This is a genomic window from Fibrobacter sp. UBA3629 (assembly GCF_002374005.1).
Classification (GTDB): domain Bacteria; phylum Fibrobacterota; class Fibrobacteria; order Fibrobacterales; family Fibrobacteraceae; genus Fibrobacter.
Genome location: NZ_DFLC01000042.1, coordinates 1 through 17,156, shown reverse-complemented (window position 1 = coordinate 17,156; position 17,156 = coordinate 1). Strand labels below are relative to the sequence as shown.

15 protein-coding genes are annotated in these 17,156 nt (G+C 56.5%); 9 read left to right on the top strand and 6 right to left on the bottom strand.

The window, feature by feature from the left end:
* The first annotated feature begins 212 nt into the window (after window positions 1-212).
* The 7 genes from B2310_RS12765 to B2310_RS12735 are packed head-to-tail and all read left to right on the top strand — an operon-like array spanning window position 213 to window position 8,361.
* Entirely contained in the window at window positions 213-1,448 is a 1,236-nt protein-coding gene (locus tag B2310_RS12765; protein ID WP_173365091.1) for an SPFH domain-containing protein, read from the top strand.
* 2 nt (window positions 1,449-1,450) lie between these two features.
* Window positions 1,451-2,257: a hypothetical protein gene (locus B2310_RS12760; RefSeq protein WP_173365092.1), complete on the top strand. Its 807-nt coding sequence runs from the start codon at window positions 1,451-1,453 to the stop codon at window positions 2,255-2,257.
* Window positions 2,258-2,277: 20 nt separating this feature from the next.
* Window positions 2,278-4,467, top strand: a complete 2,190-nt coding sequence (locus B2310_RS12755; RefSeq protein ID WP_290732240.1) for a zinc-ribbon domain-containing protein — start codon at window positions 2,278-2,280, stop codon at window positions 4,465-4,467.
* A 2-nt stretch (window positions 4,468-4,469) separates the two neighbouring features.
* Window positions 4,470-5,429 (top strand): hypothetical protein, encoded by a 960-nt coding sequence (locus tag B2310_RS12750; RefSeq protein WP_290725214.1) that lies wholly within the window; start codon window positions 4,470-4,472, stop codon window positions 5,427-5,429.
* Window positions 5,426-6,505 carry a hypothetical protein gene (locus B2310_RS12745; RefSeq protein WP_290732238.1) on the top strand — a complete coding sequence of 360 codons (1,080 nt, stop codon included), beginning with the start codon at window positions 5,426-5,428 and terminating at the stop codon, window positions 6,503-6,505. The genes B2310_RS12750 and B2310_RS12745 overlap by 4 nt, the downstream gene beginning before the upstream one ends.
* Window positions 6,506-6,528: 23 nt before the next feature.
* Complete coding sequence (locus B2310_RS12740) at window positions 6,529-7,512, top strand: hypothetical protein (RefSeq protein ID WP_173365095.1); 984 nt, start codon at window positions 6,529-6,531, stop codon at window positions 7,510-7,512.
* A gap of 3 nt (window positions 7,513-7,515) precedes the next feature.
* A complete protein-coding gene (locus B2310_RS12735) occupies window positions 7,516-8,361 on the top strand; it encodes a ribosomal protein L7/L12 (RefSeq protein ID WP_290732235.1) in 846 nt (281 codons plus the stop codon).
* Between the two features lie 5 nt (window positions 8,362-8,366).
* Here B2310_RS12735 and rpoN read toward each other — a convergent pair whose 3' ends face one another.
* The 5 genes from rpoN to B2310_RS12710 form a co-directional block, all read right to left on the bottom strand.
* Window positions 8,367-10,043 carry an RNA polymerase factor sigma-54 gene (gene rpoN, locus B2310_RS12730; RefSeq protein ID WP_290732232.1) on the bottom strand — a complete coding sequence of 559 codons (1,677 nt, stop codon included), beginning with the start codon at window positions 10,041-10,043 and terminating at the stop codon, window positions 8,367-8,369.
* Window positions 10,044-10,052: 9 nt separating this feature from the next.
* A complete protein-coding gene (gene lptB, locus B2310_RS12725) occupies window positions 10,053-10,790 on the bottom strand; it encodes an LPS export ABC transporter ATP-binding protein (protein ID WP_173365098.1) in 738 nt (245 codons plus the stop codon).
* On the bottom strand, window positions 10,787-12,139 hold the full coding sequence (locus tag B2310_RS12720) for a hypothetical protein (protein WP_290732228.1): 1,353 nt from the start codon (window positions 12,137-12,139) through the stop codon (window positions 10,787-10,789). Before B2310_RS12720 ends, lptB begins: the two co-directional genes overlap by 4 nt.
* Window positions 12,136-12,903, bottom strand: coding sequence for an LPS export ABC transporter periplasmic protein LptC (gene lptC / locus B2310_RS12715; protein WP_290725201.1), 768 nt, complete (start codon window positions 12,901-12,903; stop codon window positions 12,136-12,138). The genes B2310_RS12720 and lptC overlap by 4 nt, the downstream gene beginning before the upstream one ends.
* A 70-nt stretch (window positions 12,904-12,973) precedes the next feature.
* Complete coding sequence (locus B2310_RS12710; protein ID WP_290732225.1) at window positions 12,974-14,449, bottom strand: oligosaccharide flippase family protein; 1,476 nt, start codon at window positions 14,447-14,449, stop codon at window positions 12,974-12,976.
* 29 nt (window positions 14,450-14,478) lie between these two features.
* On the opposite strand from B2310_RS12710, the gene B2310_RS12705 reads away from it, so the two are divergent.
* Together B2310_RS12705 and B2310_RS12700 are read left to right on the top strand one after the other, a co-directional pair.
* Complete coding sequence (locus B2310_RS12705) at window positions 14,479-15,681, top strand: CDP-glycerol glycerophosphotransferase family protein (RefSeq protein WP_290732222.1); 1,203 nt, start codon at window positions 14,479-14,481, stop codon at window positions 15,679-15,681.
* Between the two features lie 2 nt (window positions 15,682-15,683).
* A complete protein-coding gene (locus B2310_RS12700; protein WP_290732219.1) occupies window positions 15,684-16,805 on the top strand; it encodes a glycosyltransferase in 1,122 nt (373 codons plus the stop codon).
* A 1-nt stretch (window position 16,806) separates the two neighbouring features.
* Here B2310_RS12700 and B2310_RS12695 read toward each other — a convergent pair.
* On the bottom strand, window positions 16,807-17,156 hold a 350-nt coding region (locus B2310_RS12695), incomplete at its 5' end, for a 2-oxoacid:acceptor oxidoreductase family protein (protein ID WP_290732216.1).

The window sequence follows — 17,156 nt, the reverse complement described above, 5'->3', positions numbered from 1 at the left end:
CCTCGCATCTAGAGTATATACATCTTTTTTGGGCAAAAAAACAAGTGAAAATTCATTTTTTCGCGAAAAAAATCGTCCTAGTTGGAATAAGGCGTTACGGGGAGAGAAGAGTGGGCGAATGCCTGATTGTAAAATTTTGCAAACATTAAAATTCAGATTAGATATTTTGTTACTTTAAGTATACATTTTCCCTACGAAGAAGAGGAATAAACATGGCCATTATCGATTCTATATCCTGGCAGCCGCCTGACAACAACGCGCTTGCCTATAGGTATCCTGAAGAAAATCTCAGCACATTCACGCAACTTATCGTCAACGAGTCCCAGGAAGCAGTTCTGTTTTCGAAGGGACAGATACTAGGCAAGTTTGGCCCTGGCAAGCACACGCTCAGCACCGAGAACCTGCCGCTCCTGAGGAATTTGTTCGGAATACCGTTCGGTGGTAAGAATCCGTTCCAGTCGGTGGTCGTGTTCGTGAACAAGAGCATCCCCCCGACAATCCCCTGGATTACGAAGAAGTTCAACATATACGATCCCGGCTACAACGCCCGTATCCCGGTCATTTCGCAGGGCCGCTTTGGAATCGAGGTTACCAACGCCGAGTGCTTCCTCACCGAGGTCGTCAAGACGGCAAAGTCGTTCAGCGTTGTCGACCTGAGCAATGTCATGTGGGCCGAACTCACGATGAAGCTCAACAGTTTCGTAAGCAAGTACATGCAGACGAACCGCCTGAGCATCATGAACATTTCTGCCTATCTGGAAGACATCTCCAACTTTATGAAGGAGCCTGCAGCCGAGTTCCTCGAAAGGTTCGGCATCTCGCTCAGGTCCTTCAACATCGATTCCATCGATGTGGACGAAACGACGGAAGACGGGCGCAAGGTGATGGAAGCGATGACGGCGCGTACAACGCAGAATATCGCTGGCTACAGCTGGGCTCAGCAGCAGGCGTTCGACACCGCGAATAACGCTATCAACAATGGCGGCGAGATGGGAATGCTCGGCATGGCATTGATGATGGGTGGCGGCATGGGCGGTGGAATGGGAGCCGGCATGATGCAGGGTGCCCCCGTGATGAACCCGGTAAACGACCCGACCCAGCTGATGGCTGCCAATCAGGGCATGGCGCCGGGTGGCGCTGGCATGATGCCCGGTGCGACTGGCGGCATGGCGGCCGTTCCCCGCGAAGTGTTCTGTTCCGCATGTGCGAAGAAATTCCCTTCGACATCGAAGTTCTGCCCCTTCTGCGGCAACCAGTACAGGCCGTGCCCGAAGTGCGGAAGCGACAACAGCCCGAAGGCCCGTCGCTGCGTCAGCTGCGGCACTCCGCTTGCCTCGGCAGATCCGATGGTAGCAGGAGGCATGGGTGGCAACCAGTGCTCCCGCTGCGGACAGGCCGTTTCCCCGACCCTTAAATTCTGCCCCAACTGCGGCAACAAACTGAGGTAAACATGCTGAACTTTTTTAGAGCATTTATTTTCGCTTTCGGGCTTGGAGTGATTATACTGGCCCTGTTCCTCGTCCATGGCGATGGCGAGTGTTCTAGGGAGTTCATATTCACATGCATTTCCATCATTGTGATGTATGTCATGGTGATGGCTCCGTTCACGTTCTTCAGCATCCTGCCGAAGACGGAGAACGTGGAAAAGGCGATTGCCGCCTATACCGCGTCGTGGTTTGCGATAACCGCTTACTGCGCCTCCTCGATTGCGCTTCTGATCTTTGTCATCTCGCGCAATATAGTCATTGGCTGGTTCATGGGGCTGCCAAAGGACTGGATCGAGAAGGTGGTGGGCGAGAACAGCGAAATCATGCAGCAGGCGGCTCACTACAGCGACCTGATTTTCTACGCGGTGGTCGTCATTCAGCTCATCCTATTCTTTGCCTTCATGGTGAAGATGTTCTTCGGCTGCCTGGTCGCGCACCAGATTGGCTCCGTCAAGCAGCGCGAGACGCAGGAGTTTTCGCGGATTGCGCAGCTCCGTTCGCAGTCGCAGCTGCTGGAAGTCGAATGCGCGGCCAATGCGTCTATTCCGGCCGAGCAGAAGAACGCTATCGCAAAAATCAAGAATGACCTGCGCTACCTTTCGCCTGCGAACAGCGCCGAGGCTTTCGATTACGAGGCCCAGATGGTAGAATCCCTTTCTGCACTGCGCTCCCTTTGCAAGCAGGGCGGGGCGTCTGCCGATGAAATCCAGAATGCTATCAACGCGTTTGCTGGCCTGCTCCAGGCGAGAAAACTTATCTACAAGAACTAGAGTTAAACAAGGATTAGAACATGACCGGAAAAATATTCGCGGAATCCGAAAACATCTACCAGGACCAGGCCAAAATCCTGTTCAACTACTATAAGACCGCTGCCGAAAAAATCGTCACGGAAGAAATGGGACTTGAATCGAAAATCGACGAGACCCGGAACGAGATAAACCGGATCAAGGACAGCAAGACTCCGAGCATCGTGGGCCTCGTCATCTTTATCCTGGTGGCCATCGGCGGTATTATCCTTGCCGCGACGACCTCCGTGGGCGGGGGCGTCTTCCTCATGATCCTGGGTGTCGTCTTCATCATCGTGTTCGCGGTCAAGCTGTCGGGTCTCGGGAAGAAGGTCGAGGCTGCGGAACAGAAGATTCTCGCCTATGAACAGGCGAAGGCCGATATCCGTCGCGACTACAAGGTCTCGAAGATTGGCGTGGCCTATGTCCCGGTCGAGATGAACGTGCCGTTTGGAAACGGACATATCTCCGTGGACCTTACCGAAGGGACGGAACAGACGAAGTTCAGCCTTTCCACGATTCGCAAGCCGGAAGAATGGAACGAGACTCTCAATTCCGTGGCCGAGGAAATCAAGAAGATTCCGGTCGTGGAAGGTTCCGACGAAACGGAACAGATCGATACGGCCGACTATTCGACCTCGATGCAGAACGTGACGATGCACGACTACATGAGCTCCATCGACAGGCAGGTGAGAAATATCCGCTACCTGCTCGGTGACAGCGAAAGGAAGTCGGTGTCGCTTCCGCTCGTGAAGCCCAATTCCAAGGAAGACAACTTCCTCAAGAATTTCGCGACAAGCGAGGCTCCGGCCGGACATCCGGTCGTCAACGTGTTCGACGAGAAGAAGTTCGATACGTCGCTCAAGGTGTTCAATGATATCAATATCATGAAGAAGAACATGGAACAGAGCGATGCCTCCAGCGGCGCAAGCCATGTCGATTACTACAAGGCCCTGATGAAGACCCTGGGCGAATCCATCCAGGTGATTTCGGCCAGCAAGGCGAGCAGCTGCGACAAGCTGATCGATTACTGCAACGGCATCTTCGCAAACGTATTGAAGGCCGCCTACAACCAGTATTCTCCCGTCCTGGAAGCCGAAGAAATCGAGCGCATCCGGAACGTGGCCTTCGATTTCAAGGAAGATTCGACTTCCTACAAGCCGTTCAACCTGCAGGCTTCTTCGCGCGTGAAGTATGACCTGTTCCAGTCCGTCTGGCTTGCCGAGGACGGCTCGAGAACCAGCATGCCGTTCTCCATGAACCAGATTCAGGAAGAAGTGTTCGCGCCGCTTATTGAGAACCTGATGGAAGAGAACCGCAAGGACCGTCTCGACGTGTACAACGATATCGAGAACCAGAAGACGGATTACCTGATGCAGTGGCATCGTGACGCGGACGACTTCAACGCAAGAAACCGTGCCGCCGCCCAGGACCTTATCCGCGACTTCATGAGCGCGAACTCGGAATTCATGACGGCGCTGAATACGTACAAGGCGCTGCAGCAGTCGCTCGACGATATGAAGCAGAGCGGTTCGCTTGCCGCAGGCGAGGTGCAGGTCAAGGACAAGAAGGCGGAAGCGCTCGCTGCCATGGAAGTGCAGGCTGCGGCGTGCAGGCGCCAGCAGGAGGAATTCTCCGAATACATGGACCGCGTGGCCGAGGATATCCAGCAGAAGTCGGAACGCTTCAAGTATGTGGAATACTTCGAGGCGACGCTGCGCGATGCCGAGGCGAAGGATATCGCCGTGTCTTCCGACAGCGTCCAGGAACTCGATGACCGCCGCAGGTCGCTGCTGGCCATCAACGCCTATACGGCTGCGAACGCGGAACTGCCGCCCGAGCCGCAGGTGTCCGAGGACATGATGGAAGACTTCTCCTTGAACCTCATCAAGGAAGTGGACTCGATTCTCGAAAAGTACGAGAATATGGGTGTCGAAGAGAAGGAAGTGCAACCGCTGCCCGCCGAAGAGGATGCTCCCGTCGCAGAGGATGTGGCTGCCGCAGATACCGCTGTAGATACCGCCGCTTCCGCTGCGGAGGAAAATGTGGAAGCCGCTGCGGAGGAAGAATCCGGGGATGCTTCCGGTGCGGAAGCGGGCGCATTCGTGTTCTGCACGGAATGCGGGGCCAAGATCCCGGCCGGTTCCAAGTTCTGCGAAGAGTGCGGAGCGCAGATAGATAACGAGGAGGCTTGATTATGGGTCTGTTTTCGTCATTCGGAGCCGACCATACCGAAGCCATCACCATCGACGTGCGGCCTCTCGCGCGGAAGGTGGACGAGGTAACCTCTTCCGTCGACAGGACGACGGGAGCCGTGGTTGCAATGGAAGCTGCGGTTATCGCCCAGGAAAAGAGGTCGGCAAAGCAGATTTGCGAGAACGTGAACTACGGATTCTATTCCCTGATCGCGTCGCAGATTAGCCAGAAGCTCGCTGTTCACGAGAATGCGGCGAATTCCAAGCTCGCGTTGATGCAGAGCATCTCGAAGAAGATTCACGAGATTCTCCTCACGGCGCAGGTGGACTACCAGCGTATCAGCCGCCGCTATATCGAAACGTTCAGGACGCTCGACAAGAATCTGAAAAACCGCATTACGGAACTCAACAAGCCCGCGGTCAACCTTTCCGAAAAGAAGAAGAGCCTGATTTTCAAGTCCACTACGAAGAACGTGGCATCGGCCATCTGCTATGCGAAGGAATCGCTGCCGGCTTCACAGATGTTCATCAACGCGGAACTGAAGAAGCATGCGAACATGGCGCTGGACAGCCTTTCCGGAACCATGGAAGAGGAGAAGGATTACGAGAGCAAGATGAAGCCCATCATGTGCGACGGGGCCCTGGAGACTCCGGCCATGGAATACGTTCCCGTGGTGGTTTCGGAAGCCGAAAGCCTTCACCAGCAGGATTCCAACGTATGGAACGTGACCCTGCCGGAAGACGGCCGGTTGAAAGAACGCGGCACGATTACGACTACCTGCCTCGAGAGCGCGAGGAACGCATCGTGGGACAACTCTTCCGAGGAGAAGAGGAACGCCCTGTTTGAGGCGATGACGGCGCTTCCTGAATTTGCATCGCTGAACCCGCGCATCGCGGAGGAAGTGAAGAAGATGTTCGCCGCGAGCGACCTGCAATCATGGGTTACCGGAGGTAACACATGAGTTACAAGGCCGGTAGCAAGTCTTTTAGCGTCCAGGTGCCTACGCACACCGAGTATATCACCGAATACCTCGGTGGTGGCGGACAGAACAGTCCCGTGCGGACCCGGCATAGGGCCGTCGAAGTCGCGGACAAGGACTACCTGGACGTGAATGTCGACTTGTATGTGGACGATGCCCCCTTCAATGAATCGGCCAGGGACTGCCGCAATTCGGTGACGGAACTGACGGGCTCCGTGGCTGCCATGAATGCGGCCCAGGTCGCAAGCATCAAGAAGTCTGGCGAAAAGATTTCGCAGACGATTGTCAGCGGCTTCTACAACATGGTGAAATCCGAGATTTCGCAGCAGCTTGCCGAGATGTACAGCAAGTTCGAGGCCCTGCTCGCGCGGATCAATTCGATATCGAAACTGGTCGCTGTCCAGAAGGAGACCATGGAGAGGGACTATTCCCGCATCAGCAGGCAGTACCTGGAACTGTTCGACGGCCTGGACGAAGCGCTGAACCGTCGCATCCGTAGCCTCGATGCGCCTGCATTTGAAGCCAATGCGGCAGGGAAGAACGCCCTTGCGCAGCGGTTCATCAAGTCGGGTGTTGCAGGAACCCTTATCTCTGCGGAAGAGAATCCGGCCTACCAGATCCAGCTGGAAATTTCTTCGCTGCGCCGCCGCATCCAGGAGGCCATCGCCGGTATCTCGACCATACTCGACCAGGAAAGGGAATACGAGAATTACATGCAGGCGATTGTCCATGGAGAACCGACGGAGCAAAAGAACTTTACCTATGTTCCGGTCATGGGTGTGACGGCTGACAGGTTCGATACCCAGGAAACCTATACCGAAGCCAAGATTCCATCGGATATTCCGTTCAACCTGCGACAGATAATGTCGAAGAGGGTTCTCGAGGAAATTGACAAGGAAGAAATGCCGCTGTCAAGCGAGGAAAAGGAAAAGATGGATTTCTACTTCCAGTCGGAAACCGAGAAATGGATGGACGGCACGGAAGAGGCGAACAGGAACAAGAACAATAGGGTTGCCGAGATGATCAATCGCCTGTGGAAGCAGGACGGGGCAAACTGAAATTTTAAAATCGGAGAATCAAAATGAGTGACATGACAGACATCCGCATCGGTAGCAACGACGTTATCCTCAAGGACAACCGTGTCAAATCTTCCATTATCCCTACCGGCACCAAGGAACTGAAGCGAAACGTGACGGTCCAAGGAAACGTGGAAATCGACGGCGCCGTCTATGCCGACAAGCTGCAGGTGGAAAGCGGCCCGACGCGCTTTGCGAAGTCGGTATTCGCGGAAAGCGAAATCTACGTGCTCGCCACCAGCAAGAACACGGTGCTGTTCACGAAGGCGGTCGGAAGTTCCGACCGTATCTCGGCCCTCGTCAATTCGGGCCGCGTCGTTTTCGGCTCGGATGTGAACGCTCCCAAGGTGTCGCTGAAAAACTGCTTTGTCGCCGGTAGCATTTTCGCCGAGACGGTGACGCTCGAGAACTCGGTCGTGCTCGGTGGCGTCTTTGCCTCGAAGAACCTGACTATCAAGAATTCCATCGTCGGGCTCTTCAATTCGTCGCACGTGAAGGCGGAAGGCATCAACTACATGCTGTACCCGACATCGTTCTCGGTGGAACCCATCGAACAGATTCCGGGCACCATCTTCAACAACATCTCCCTGGCTGATCTCGGTTCCCTCTTCAAGGGAGAAGCTTCCAAGCCGAACACGGGTCGCATCGAGATGAACCTCCAGGAAGACGCCCAGTACATGAACCTGTCGGACAAGGACGGCAACCAGTACGTGGTCAACAGCTACTCCGTGGCGGCCCGTATTATTGTCGCCGACCTCGTGAACTTCGAGAAGATGGAAAATCATTTCCTGATTACCGCGGCGAGCCTCGGCCCCCAGCTGCTGAAGTCGTATTCCCTCATCAAGGAAGACGGAAGCGCTTCCGACCCGCTGAACCTCGCGCATATCGTACCGTTCTTCTTCAACATCCTGAGCGGCAAGATCGATATCCCTGTCCTTGACGCACATGTTTCCTTTGAAGAACTCAAGTCGAAAATCATGAAGGAGTAGAGTATGGCCTTTTGTATCCAGTGTGGAGCCACTATAAAGGACGGAGCGAAGTTCTGCCCCAAGTGCGGCGCAAAGCAGGACGTTGCCGAGGTAAGTGCCGCCGCCACAGAAAATGTGGAAGCGGTCGAAGACGACGATGAAGAAGAGGAAGACGTCCTCTACGCCGTCTACATAAAGTCGGTGGATCCGGCAAGGAAGATGGAGGTCCTCAAGAAAATTCGCGTTCTCTTTGGAATGGGCCTTTCCGAAGCCAAGTACTACGTCGAGACCCCGAATGCCCTTGTTGCGGCAAGGCTTACCTTGGAAGAGGCGCAAAAGGCGAAAAGGGAAATCGAGGCGAGCGGCGCGACTGTTTCCATAGAGGAATTCGAGGAGCCCGAACGCGACGACAACCTCTACGACGTATTCCTAATGGAAGTCAATCCTGACAATAGGCAGGAAATTATCGAGGAACTCACAAGAGCAGACATTGGAATGGATTCCGATGAAGCCGAAGAATGCGTCGACAATCCGGGCAGTGTCGTTGCAGAATCGGTTTCCAGAAACGAAGCAGAAACAATGAAGAGTGTCTTCGAGGATATTTACGGGGCAAAGGTGACAATCGAGCTTGCCGAAGATGACGGCGATGATGAAGGTGATGATGAAGATGAGGAAGATGGGGAAGGCGAGGACGATGACGTTCCCGACGAAGGTGGCGAGGAAGTGCCTGATGGCGTATTCCGTCAACCCAATACCCAGCCGCGTGTCGTAGAGGAGAAGACCAGCTTTAAGGATACCTGCCTCGGCTGCGGCTGTCTGACCGTTATCGCCATCGTGGTGATAAACGTCGTTATCAAGTTCGTCCTTTAGTTTTTCTACACGCTTTTTCTGAAACGCGCGGGCAGAATCTTCAGTTCTGTCTCGCGGTATTTTGCCACGGTGCGGCGTGCGACCCCGAGCCCCATCGAGTTGAGCGCGTCGGCGATGGCCTGGTCCGAAAGCGGTTTCTTCTTGTCCTCGTTGTCGATTAGCTTTTTGATGGCGTCGAGAATCTGCGCGGAGCCGATGATTTCTTCTCCTGCCGCCTGGGTGCCGCCGTCCGCTGCCGGAATGTCTGCGGCCTGCGTCGCCTGCTTGCGCACGCCCGAAGTGAAGAACTGCTTGAGCTCGTAGATTCCGTAGGGGGTGTCCACGTACTTGCCGTTGGTGACGCGGCTGATGGTCGAAAGGTCGCGCCCCACCTCGTCGGCGATATCCTGGAGGATCATGGGCTTGAGGAACGCGGGGCCACCCCTGAAGAAGGCCTCCTGGCGCTTGACGATGGCGCGCATCACCTGTTCCATGGTGCTGAAGCGGCCGTTGACCGCGCTGATGAATTCCTCGGCCTTGCGCTTGCTGTTGCTGATGTATTCGCGGGTATCCTTGTCCAGCTCCTTGTCGTTCAGCATGTCGGCGTAAAGCTTGTTCACGTGCAGCCGCTTGGTAATGCGGGATGCGGCCTTGGTGCATTCGACTTCGAAGCGCCCCTTCTTTTCGACGACGCTCATGTCGGCATTCTTGATTTGAAGCGGCGCGTTCGAAATCTGGCGTCCCGGATGCGGCGAGAATTTCGAGAGCGACGTTATCGCCTTCTGCACTTCTTCCGTACTCCGCGCCATGCTCTTCGCAATCTTTGTGTAGCGGAGCGCCATGAGGTCCTCGAAATGGTTCTCGACGATTTCGAGTGCGACTTTCGGGAAGTTGTCGCAGGCGCGTGCCTGGATGAGGAAGCATTCCTGGAGGTTGCGCGCGCCGATGCCGAGCGGCTTGAACGTCTGCAGCACGTGTATCGCCTCGGCCACGGGGAGGCTCGCGTTTTCGAGCGGGATTTCGCCGCGGATGACGCGTTCTGCCTCCACGACGAACTTGTCGTTGTCCGAAAGGATTTTTACCATGGCCTCGTCGGGGGCGCTCTGCAAAAATCCGTTCTCGTCGAGGCTGTCGATAAGGTACTGCACCAGGTCGCGGAACCGTTGCTCCGAACAGCCCGCCTGCTTCAGCTGCTTGAAGAGTTCCCTTGTGCCGTTCCAGTCGCGCAGCTGGTTTCTCAGGTTGTCCTGGAGGCTCTGGTCGCGGTCTTTTTGCGGGCGGTCCCAGAGTTCGTCGGGGTCGGCGGGGGCGCTGTTCAGGTCCTTGAACGGGGCATCGGTATCGGCGGTGCCGTCGGAGAGACGGCGTTCCATGTCGGAATTCGTCGTGTTCTCGAGGATGTCGTAGTCCATGTCGGCGCTGTCTTCGAGGGATCCCGACTCGAACTCGACTTCTTTCGCCATGTCGTCGGAAGAACCCGAGGCGTATTCGTCTTCGCCCTGGTTCTCGGAGTCGCGGGTTTCGGGCAGGCTTTCCGGGATTTCGTCGTCGAGTTCCAGGAGCGGGTTCGATTCCACTTCCTGCACGATGGCGCTCTCCAGTTCCTGCGAGGTCTTCTGGAGGATGGTCGCCGACTGCAGCATCTGCGGCGAAATCGTCTGTTCGAGTCGCTGGGATTGTCCCAGCTGCATTCCCATATTCATCGCGTGCTCCTAATCCAGGCGGAAACTGTCACCCAGGTAGATGCGCCTTGCCTCGGGGTCGTTAGCGAGGTATTCCGAGGAACCTTCCGTCAGCACCTGGCTTTTGTACATGATGTAGGCGCGGTCGGTGATGGACAGCGTCTCGCGGACGTTGTGGTCGGTAATGAGGATGCCCATGCCCTTTTCCTTGAGCCCGGAGATGATGGACTGGATGTCGGCGACGGCAATCGGGTCGATGCCTGCGAAGGGCTCGTCGAGAAGCAGGAACGAGGGGTCGCTCGCGAGCGCGCGTGCGATTTCGAGGCGCCTGCGTTCACCGCCGGAGCAGCTCATGGATTTCGTCTTGCGGATGTGCGTAATTTTGAATTCCTCGAGTAGCTGTTCCAGGCGCATCTTGCGTTCGCGGCGCTTGAGCCCCTGCGTTTCGAGGATGGCCATGATGTTGTCTTCGACCGAGAGCTTGCGGAAGATGGAAGCTTCCTGCGGGAGATAGCCCACGCCGAGGCGTGCGCGCTTGTACATGGGCTTGTCGGTCATCTCGATATCGTCGAGGAAAATGTGGCCCGCGTCGGGGCGAACCATGCCCACGATCATGTAGAACGATGTCGTCTTGCCGGCTCCGTTGGGGCCGAGGAGGCCTACGATCTCGCCCTGCGAAACGCTGATGGAGACGTCGCTTACGACTTGACGTCCGCCGTAGACCTTCCGCAGTTTGTCTGTACGGATTGTGCTTACCAGGTTCTTCATGGCTTCTTTTCCTCCGCATTTTCGGTTGTGGGTTGCCGGCCTTTTGCGGCGCGCCTTGCGCGTCGAGCGTTGCGGGCGTCGGTTTCCGCCTTCCTCTCTTCGCGCGTCATGGTCCGCATGTGCGGCTTCTGCCGGGCTGTCGCTGTGGAATCCGCAGTGATGCCCGCCTTTGCGAGCGAATCCCGCGTCACACGCTCCTTGGCGGCCTTGTTGCGCTGTTCCTTCTCGAGGTCCACGTAGCGTCCGCTCGCCATGGTGCCGCGGCCAAGCAGCCGGAGCGTCTTTACCGCGTTCTTGAGGGGGTCGAAAACGATGTTGATGGTGTCTCCCGCCGCCTCGTTCTTGCCCGAGACGGTGCGGTCTTTCTTGATGTAGAAGTAGGTGCTCTGCGCCTTGCCCGAAACGATGGCGTGGTCCATCTTGCCCTTGTTGAAGAAGAGGTCGAGGCGGTTGCCGTCCATGAGGTTGCGATAGTCGGGAAGGTCGGTCTCGTAGAAGAACCCCTTCGCGTTCAGGTTCACGTAGAGGCGTTCGATCTTGTTGTCCTTGAATTCGCAGAAGAGCGTGTCGCCGAAGGCTTCGGTCACGTTGCCGGGGGCGTTTCTCTTCGGGTCCTCTTTCGATATGCCGTACGCGTTCCTGATGACGAGTGCCGACTTGAGCGTCTTTTTCGCCTCGTCGATCACGAGGAAGATGGAATCGCCCGTGAGGTGGTAGTTCTTCATGTCGAACGTCGGGTTGCCCTTCATCGAGAGCCATCCGTTCGCGCGGTCGAAATAGCCCGTGTCGCAGGTGACGACCATGTCCTTCTGCGTCACCTTTACGTTGTTGTAGGCCTCGGCAAAGGAGTATTTCTTGTTGTAGATGATTTTGCGCGCCTCGATGGTAGTCGTATCGACGGTGCCGTCCTTTTGCTTCTCGAACTGGAAAAGTTTCGGCTGAACGGGCATCGTGAGGATCTCGTTTTCGCGGTCGTATTCCAGCATCTCGCCCTTGAAAAGGTAGGTGTTGAGGGAATCCCCGGACACGACATTCCCGGAAGCGGTCGCGAGAGCCTGTTTCTTGCGGTAGATTCCGTTGCTAGCTTGTATGTACCCGGAAGGGTGCGTGAAGAGGAACCCGCCGTCGCACTGCACGACTTCGGAATCCTTGTTCCAGGTGGCGCGCTGCGTGCGGAAGCGGACGCTGTCGTGCACGAAGAGCACGCGGCCCTGCAACAGCAGGGACCCCCGCTTGCGGGCGACAGCGAGGCTGTCCGCGTGCTTCATGATGAGCGGGGAACTCTGCGCGAAGACATCCGCCGTGGCGAGCAGCAACAGCATCAGGAATATGAGGGGGAGGCGCTTCACTTGTTCCCCCGCGGCGGCGACTGGATTGCGGACGCTCCCTTCGTGGCGGGGGAGGCACCGCCTGCTCCGGGCACAGGGCCCCTCGCGGCAGGAGGCGGCGCGGGAGGCTTCTTCTCGAGTTCTTCCGCCTGCTTCTTGTCTTCTTCCTTCATGCGCTTCGCCGCGTCCTGGAATATGCCCGTCACGTTCGAGAGTATCCTCCAGTTGTCCATGTGCGCGTCGCTCACGAATCCCTTGCCCTGCAGCACGTCGCCATCTTCGGAAACCACGCGCACGTAGCTGTCGGTTTTGACCAGGTTGTCGCCCTTGTTCCAGAGGAGCGAATCCGCACGGACGGAAGCTCCCTTCGGGGTCAGTGCATACACGTGGCCGTAGGCGTACACGTAGGTGAACTTCATGTCCATGCGTCCGGAATCCGCGCGCAGGAACGCGACGCGCTCGCCGACCGAATCGTAGATATCCACGAGCACCGGGCGCACGAAAACCACTTCCTTGTCGGCCCAGCGTTCGAGGTAGGCCGTCTTCATTTTCCAGGAGAGGACATCCTTGTCGTAGCAGTCCAAAAGCGTCGTGTCGGTAAAGAGCATCTGCGGACGGTCCACATGGATCCACGGCTTCTCCTCTTCGATTTCTTCGCAGCCCATGAGCATGGCGAAGCACGCCGCCATCAGGAGGGCGGAAACGGCCTTCTGAGGGTGATGCAGAAGCCGTGCCGGGAGCTGTTGCAAGAGCAGTCGCGATAATTGTTGCAAAAACCGTGCCATCGTGCACAAAGTATAAATATTTGGGGCCCCGGATTGCATAATTTTGGCCCGGGAAGGCCGGAATCCGGCATTACCGGTTCTTTTTGGGGTTCTTGCCGCCCAATCCCTGGAAGTAGAAGGTCGCGAGGATAAGGAGGAGGGCGATGCCGTAGAAGACGCCCTTCGCCAGGAGGCCGGGCTCGAAACCGTTATTTAGAACAACGTAAAGCGCCGTGAGGAGGGCGATCCAGATTCCCTGAATCCAGAGGGTCCATCTGTAGGGCCAGAAACCTATCATGCGGTAGACGTAGATGTTCATCCATACTGCCTGTAGGATCTGGTAGCCCATCGAGGAAAGCGCCGCGCCCGCGATTCCGAGCCGCGGAATCAGGAGGTAGTTCATGGCGATGGCGAACACGAGCGAGACCACGTTCATGAGGAGCATGAACTTGCTGCGTCCGAGCCCGTTGATGACCGGCCCTGCAAGGCCGAACATGCCGTTGATCAGGTTCCCGATCATGAGGATGCCGAGCACGGCGACGGGGTTTTCTTCGGTAATGAATGACTTGCCCGCAATCATCATCGTCTGTTCCGGGAAGAGCACGATGAAAAATCCGATTCCGAGCTGTATCAGCGTCACCATCGAGACGCAGTAGCTGAAAACGGGCTTGAGGTCTGTCTTGAGGCGTTCGGGAGTCATCCCCGCGACAACGGGGAGGAGGATCGGGTTGTAGCTCTGGCGTATGGTCTTGAGGCCGTTCGAGATGGTGACCATCACGGCGTAGATGCCCGCCGCTTCGGGCCCGAGCAGCGCAAGCACCATCCACAGGTCCATGCGGAGCAGGAAGGACGTCACGACTTCCGAGAACCCGAGCGGGATGGAATAGTTCAGCAGGTCCTTGGAAAGGCCCTTGCGCGGACGCCACGGCATCTCGGGGAATTGTTTGCGGATAAGGTAAAGGTAGCAGACTACGCCGAGGCAGTTTGCGACGAAGAGGCCCACCGGCAGGGCGAGCGTCTGCGGGAACGATGCGTAGAAGAGGACTAGCCCGATGACCGGCGCAAGAGCCGATACAGCAAAGTCGTTGATGAAAATCTTGTATTGCGGATTCCGGTTTCCTTCGGAGGCGCCCGCGAAAATGTGGAGGATGGACCAGGGTACGAGTGAGAGGATGTAGATGGAAATTTCCGTGGAAGAGAGCATGGCAAGGCCGCTCGAGAGCTTGTGCAGGCCGAAATAGGCGGCAATCAGCACGGCTGCCGTGAGGATGACGGAGAAGAGCACCGTGCGCTTGACGGATTCCATGATGCCCTCGAACCTGTCGCGCCCCTGCACGATATTCTGCGGAATGTAGCGGTGGAGGCCCTTGTCGAGGCCGAGAACCGCCACGCGGCTCATCGTGAGCACCCACAGCTGGGTGGAGACATAGACGCCGAAGAGCGCCTTGTCGAAGACCCGCGCCACCACGATCATCAAAAGCGGGGCGATGACCTTGAGCGCCGTACCCGCCAGATTGAGGAACGCGCTTTTGACAAGGTATTTTTGGTCTGTCTTGATGTCCGACATCGGAATCAAATTTAATATTTTTAGCACGTATGAAATATTCCTGGTCGTTCCTTGTCGGCTATCCGTTCGATTTCCTGCATGCCATGTTCTTCAGGATGCTTGCGCCCCTTTTTGCGGAGTGCAGGGCCAAGGCTGCATGCCCATGGGTCATCGGCGGCCACCGCGGAAGAATCTACGAAGACAATTCTGCCGCCGTGCACAAGTACGTAGCCGGGTCGACGGACCAGGAAATCGTCTGGATTTCTGGAAACAAGTCGTTGACGCGGGAACTCGAGGGCAAGGGCTACAAGGTATTGCGCAGGAATTCCTGGAAGGCGAGGCTTGCCATGATAAAGGCGCCTGTCGTGATGTATTCCCACGGCGAAGACGATATCGACCAGTTCTTCAGATACTTCAGGAAGTGCGCCGGTTTGCGGCTCTACCTGAACCACGGGCATTCATTTACCAAGACGGGCTATTTTGCCGTCCCCGCCGCCGCCACCTGGAGCGAAAAGAAACGCCGCCAGATGCAAAAGAAAGTAGTCAATTTCGACTACATGCTTCTCGGTTCCGAATACGAGCGCGAGATGCTCATCATGTCGATGCCCTTCAGGTCGCCAGATGCTTTTATCGCGAATTGCGGGTGCCCCCATGTGGACAAGTTCATTCTCGCTGCGCGAGGCAAGCCCGAGAAGAGGATTCTCTGGTTTCCGACATTCCGCGACGACCCCGTAGATGCCGAACAGCTTGACCGCATGGAAATAGAGATGCTGCAGAATGCGAAACTCCGGCAGTATCTCGAAAGTACGGGCACGACGTTTACGCTGGTAAGGCACATCAATTCGGGGAAGAAATCCTTTGAAGGCATTGCGCCTTGTTTTGAAATTCGCGACATACAAGAAATCGGGAGCATTTTGCCGACAGCTGAATGTTTTATATCGGATTACTCCGGCATCATCATCGACTGGCTTTTGTTTGACCGCCCGTTCGTGAGGTTCGCCTTCGATATCGAGCGGTACACCCGCAAGCGATCCTTCTACATACCGCTTGATGAATTTGTTCTGGGGAAGGATGTGAAGACCGTCGATGAGCTTGCGGAATTTATATCGTCGGGTGCATGGAAGGACAGAAGCCCGTACATCCCGAAGATTGAATACTACAAGAACAGGATTTTCCCGAACCTGGAACCGACCCACACCGAAATTTGCGTTGCAAAAATCCGCGAACTTCTCCATCAAAGGCAGGCGACGTAAGCATGGCAAAGATTCCTTATGCGATGGCGATTGGCAACTGGCTCCCTTACAGCGAGACCTTTATCTACGACCAGGTGAAGCATGCCCGTAGATACGAACCCTACGTGCTCGCCCGCGGTCTCAACCCCGCGAGGGAAAATTTCCCCTACGACCATGTGACTTCGCTTGGCGCCCTGGAACGTGCGCTCTACTATGCGGCACTGCCGAGCGGCAAGTTTGTCCGTACCATCCGCGAGAGCGGCGCGAAGTTCGTGCATGCGCATTTCGGCACCAACGGGGCGCTTGTCGCCGCGACCGCGAACAAGGCGGATGTCCCGCTTGTCGTGACGCTCCACGGAGTCGATGTCGGAATCCTCCTCAACGAGCGGATCCCGGTTGACTACCTTTTCTACAAGCGCACTTACAAGCGCATGTTCGAGACGGCTCAGCTGCTGCTGCCCGCCTCGCAGGAACTTGCCGACTGTCTCGTGCAGCTGGGCGCACCCGAAAGCAAAATCCAGATTCACAGGCTTGGTGTCGACACGTCGGCTTTCACGCCCTTCACACGTCCCGAACGCCCCGCGCAATTCCTGATGATAGGCCGCCAGGTCGAAAAGAAGGGATTCGAGTACGGCATCCGCGCATTTGCAAAGATTGCAGGCAAACACAAGGAATCGACCCTCACGCTCATTGGCAAGGGCCCGCTGCAGGAACAGCTGCAAAGCCTCGCCGCAGAACTCGGTGTCCAGGACAAGGTAATTTTCAAGGGAAGCGTCAATGCGCAGCTGATGCCCGCCCTGCTCGAAAACTACGACGTGCTCGTGGCGCCCTGCATTGTCGCGAAGAACAACGACCGCGATTCAGGCCTCATCGTGCTCAAGGAAGCGGGCGCGAGCGCGATGGCGAGCATCGGCACGTTCTGTGGCGGCCTTCCCGAAATCATCGACGACGGCAGGACCGGGATGCTTGTCGGCCAGCGGGATACAGAAAAGCTCGCCGAATGCATGGACGCACTGGCGAGCGATTACAGTTTGCGGACGCGGATGGGTGCCGCCGCACGGGCCAAGATCGAAAGCGATTACGACACCGTGAAGCAGAACGAAAGGCTCGAAGAAATCTTCGACACCATCCTTCGCGGAATGTAGTTTACCCTTCGCGGCCGAGCATGAAGGCCTTCTTGTTGCCTTCGTGGAACTTTTCGGCGAAGAGCTTGTTCAGGGCGACCGTCCACTGGTCCACCGTGAAGTCGAAATGCTTGCTGAGCTTGCCGAGCATCGCGACGTTCAGGGCCTTCACGTTTTCGAGCTTCGAGACATCGATGTCCGCCGGAGTGAGGAGCACGCCGCCCTGCTTGAGGAAGGCCTCGTTCACCACGACCTGCGTCTCGTCGAATACCACCAGGTAGTCGGCCTCGCCCGTCGGGATCATCGGGGACTGGACTTCTTCGCCCTTCGCAAAGCGGACGTCAGAAGCGATGGAACCGCCGCGCTGGCTCA

Coding starts and splice junctions, on each gene's coding strand:
- B2310_RS12765 (WP_173365091.1), top strand. CDS start 213: ATGGCCATTATCGATTCTATATCCTGGCAGCCGCCTGACAACAACGCG.
- B2310_RS12760 (WP_173365092.1), top strand. CDS start 1,451: ATGCTGAACTTTTTTAGAGCATTTATTTTCGCTTTCGGGCTTGGAGTG.
- B2310_RS12755 (WP_290732240.1), top strand. CDS start 2,278: ATGACCGGAAAAATATTCGCGGAATCCGAAAACATCTACCAGGACCAG.
- B2310_RS12750 (WP_290725214.1), top strand. CDS start 4,470: ATGGGTCTGTTTTCGTCATTCGGAGCCGACCATACCGAAGCCATCACC.
- B2310_RS12745 (WP_290732238.1), top strand. CDS start 5,426: ATGAGTTACAAGGCCGGTAGCAAGTCTTTTAGCGTCCAGGTGCCTACG.
- B2310_RS12740 (WP_173365095.1), top strand. CDS start 6,529: ATGAGTGACATGACAGACATCCGCATCGGTAGCAACGACGTTATCCTC.
- B2310_RS12735 (WP_290732235.1), top strand. CDS start 7,516: ATGGCCTTTTGTATCCAGTGTGGAGCCACTATAAAGGACGGAGCGAAG.
- rpoN (WP_290732232.1), bottom strand. CDS start 10,043: ATGAATATGGGAATGCAGCTGGGACAATCCCAGCGACTCGAACAGACG.
- lptB (WP_173365098.1), bottom strand. CDS start 10,790: ATGAAGAACCTGGTAAGCACAATCCGTACAGACAAACTGCGGAAGGTC.
- lptC (WP_290725201.1), bottom strand. CDS start 12,903: ATGGCACGGTTTTTGCAACAATTATCGCGACTGCTCTTGCAACAGCTC.
- B2310_RS12710 (WP_290732225.1), bottom strand. CDS start 14,449: ATGTCGGACATCAAGACAGACCAAAAATACCTTGTCAAAAGCGCGTTC.
- B2310_RS12705 (WP_290732222.1), top strand. CDS start 14,479: ATGAAATATTCCTGGTCGTTCCTTGTCGGCTATCCGTTCGATTTCCTG.
- B2310_RS12700 (WP_290732219.1), top strand. CDS start 15,684: ATGGCAAAGATTCCTTATGCGATGGCGATTGGCAACTGGCTCCCTTAC.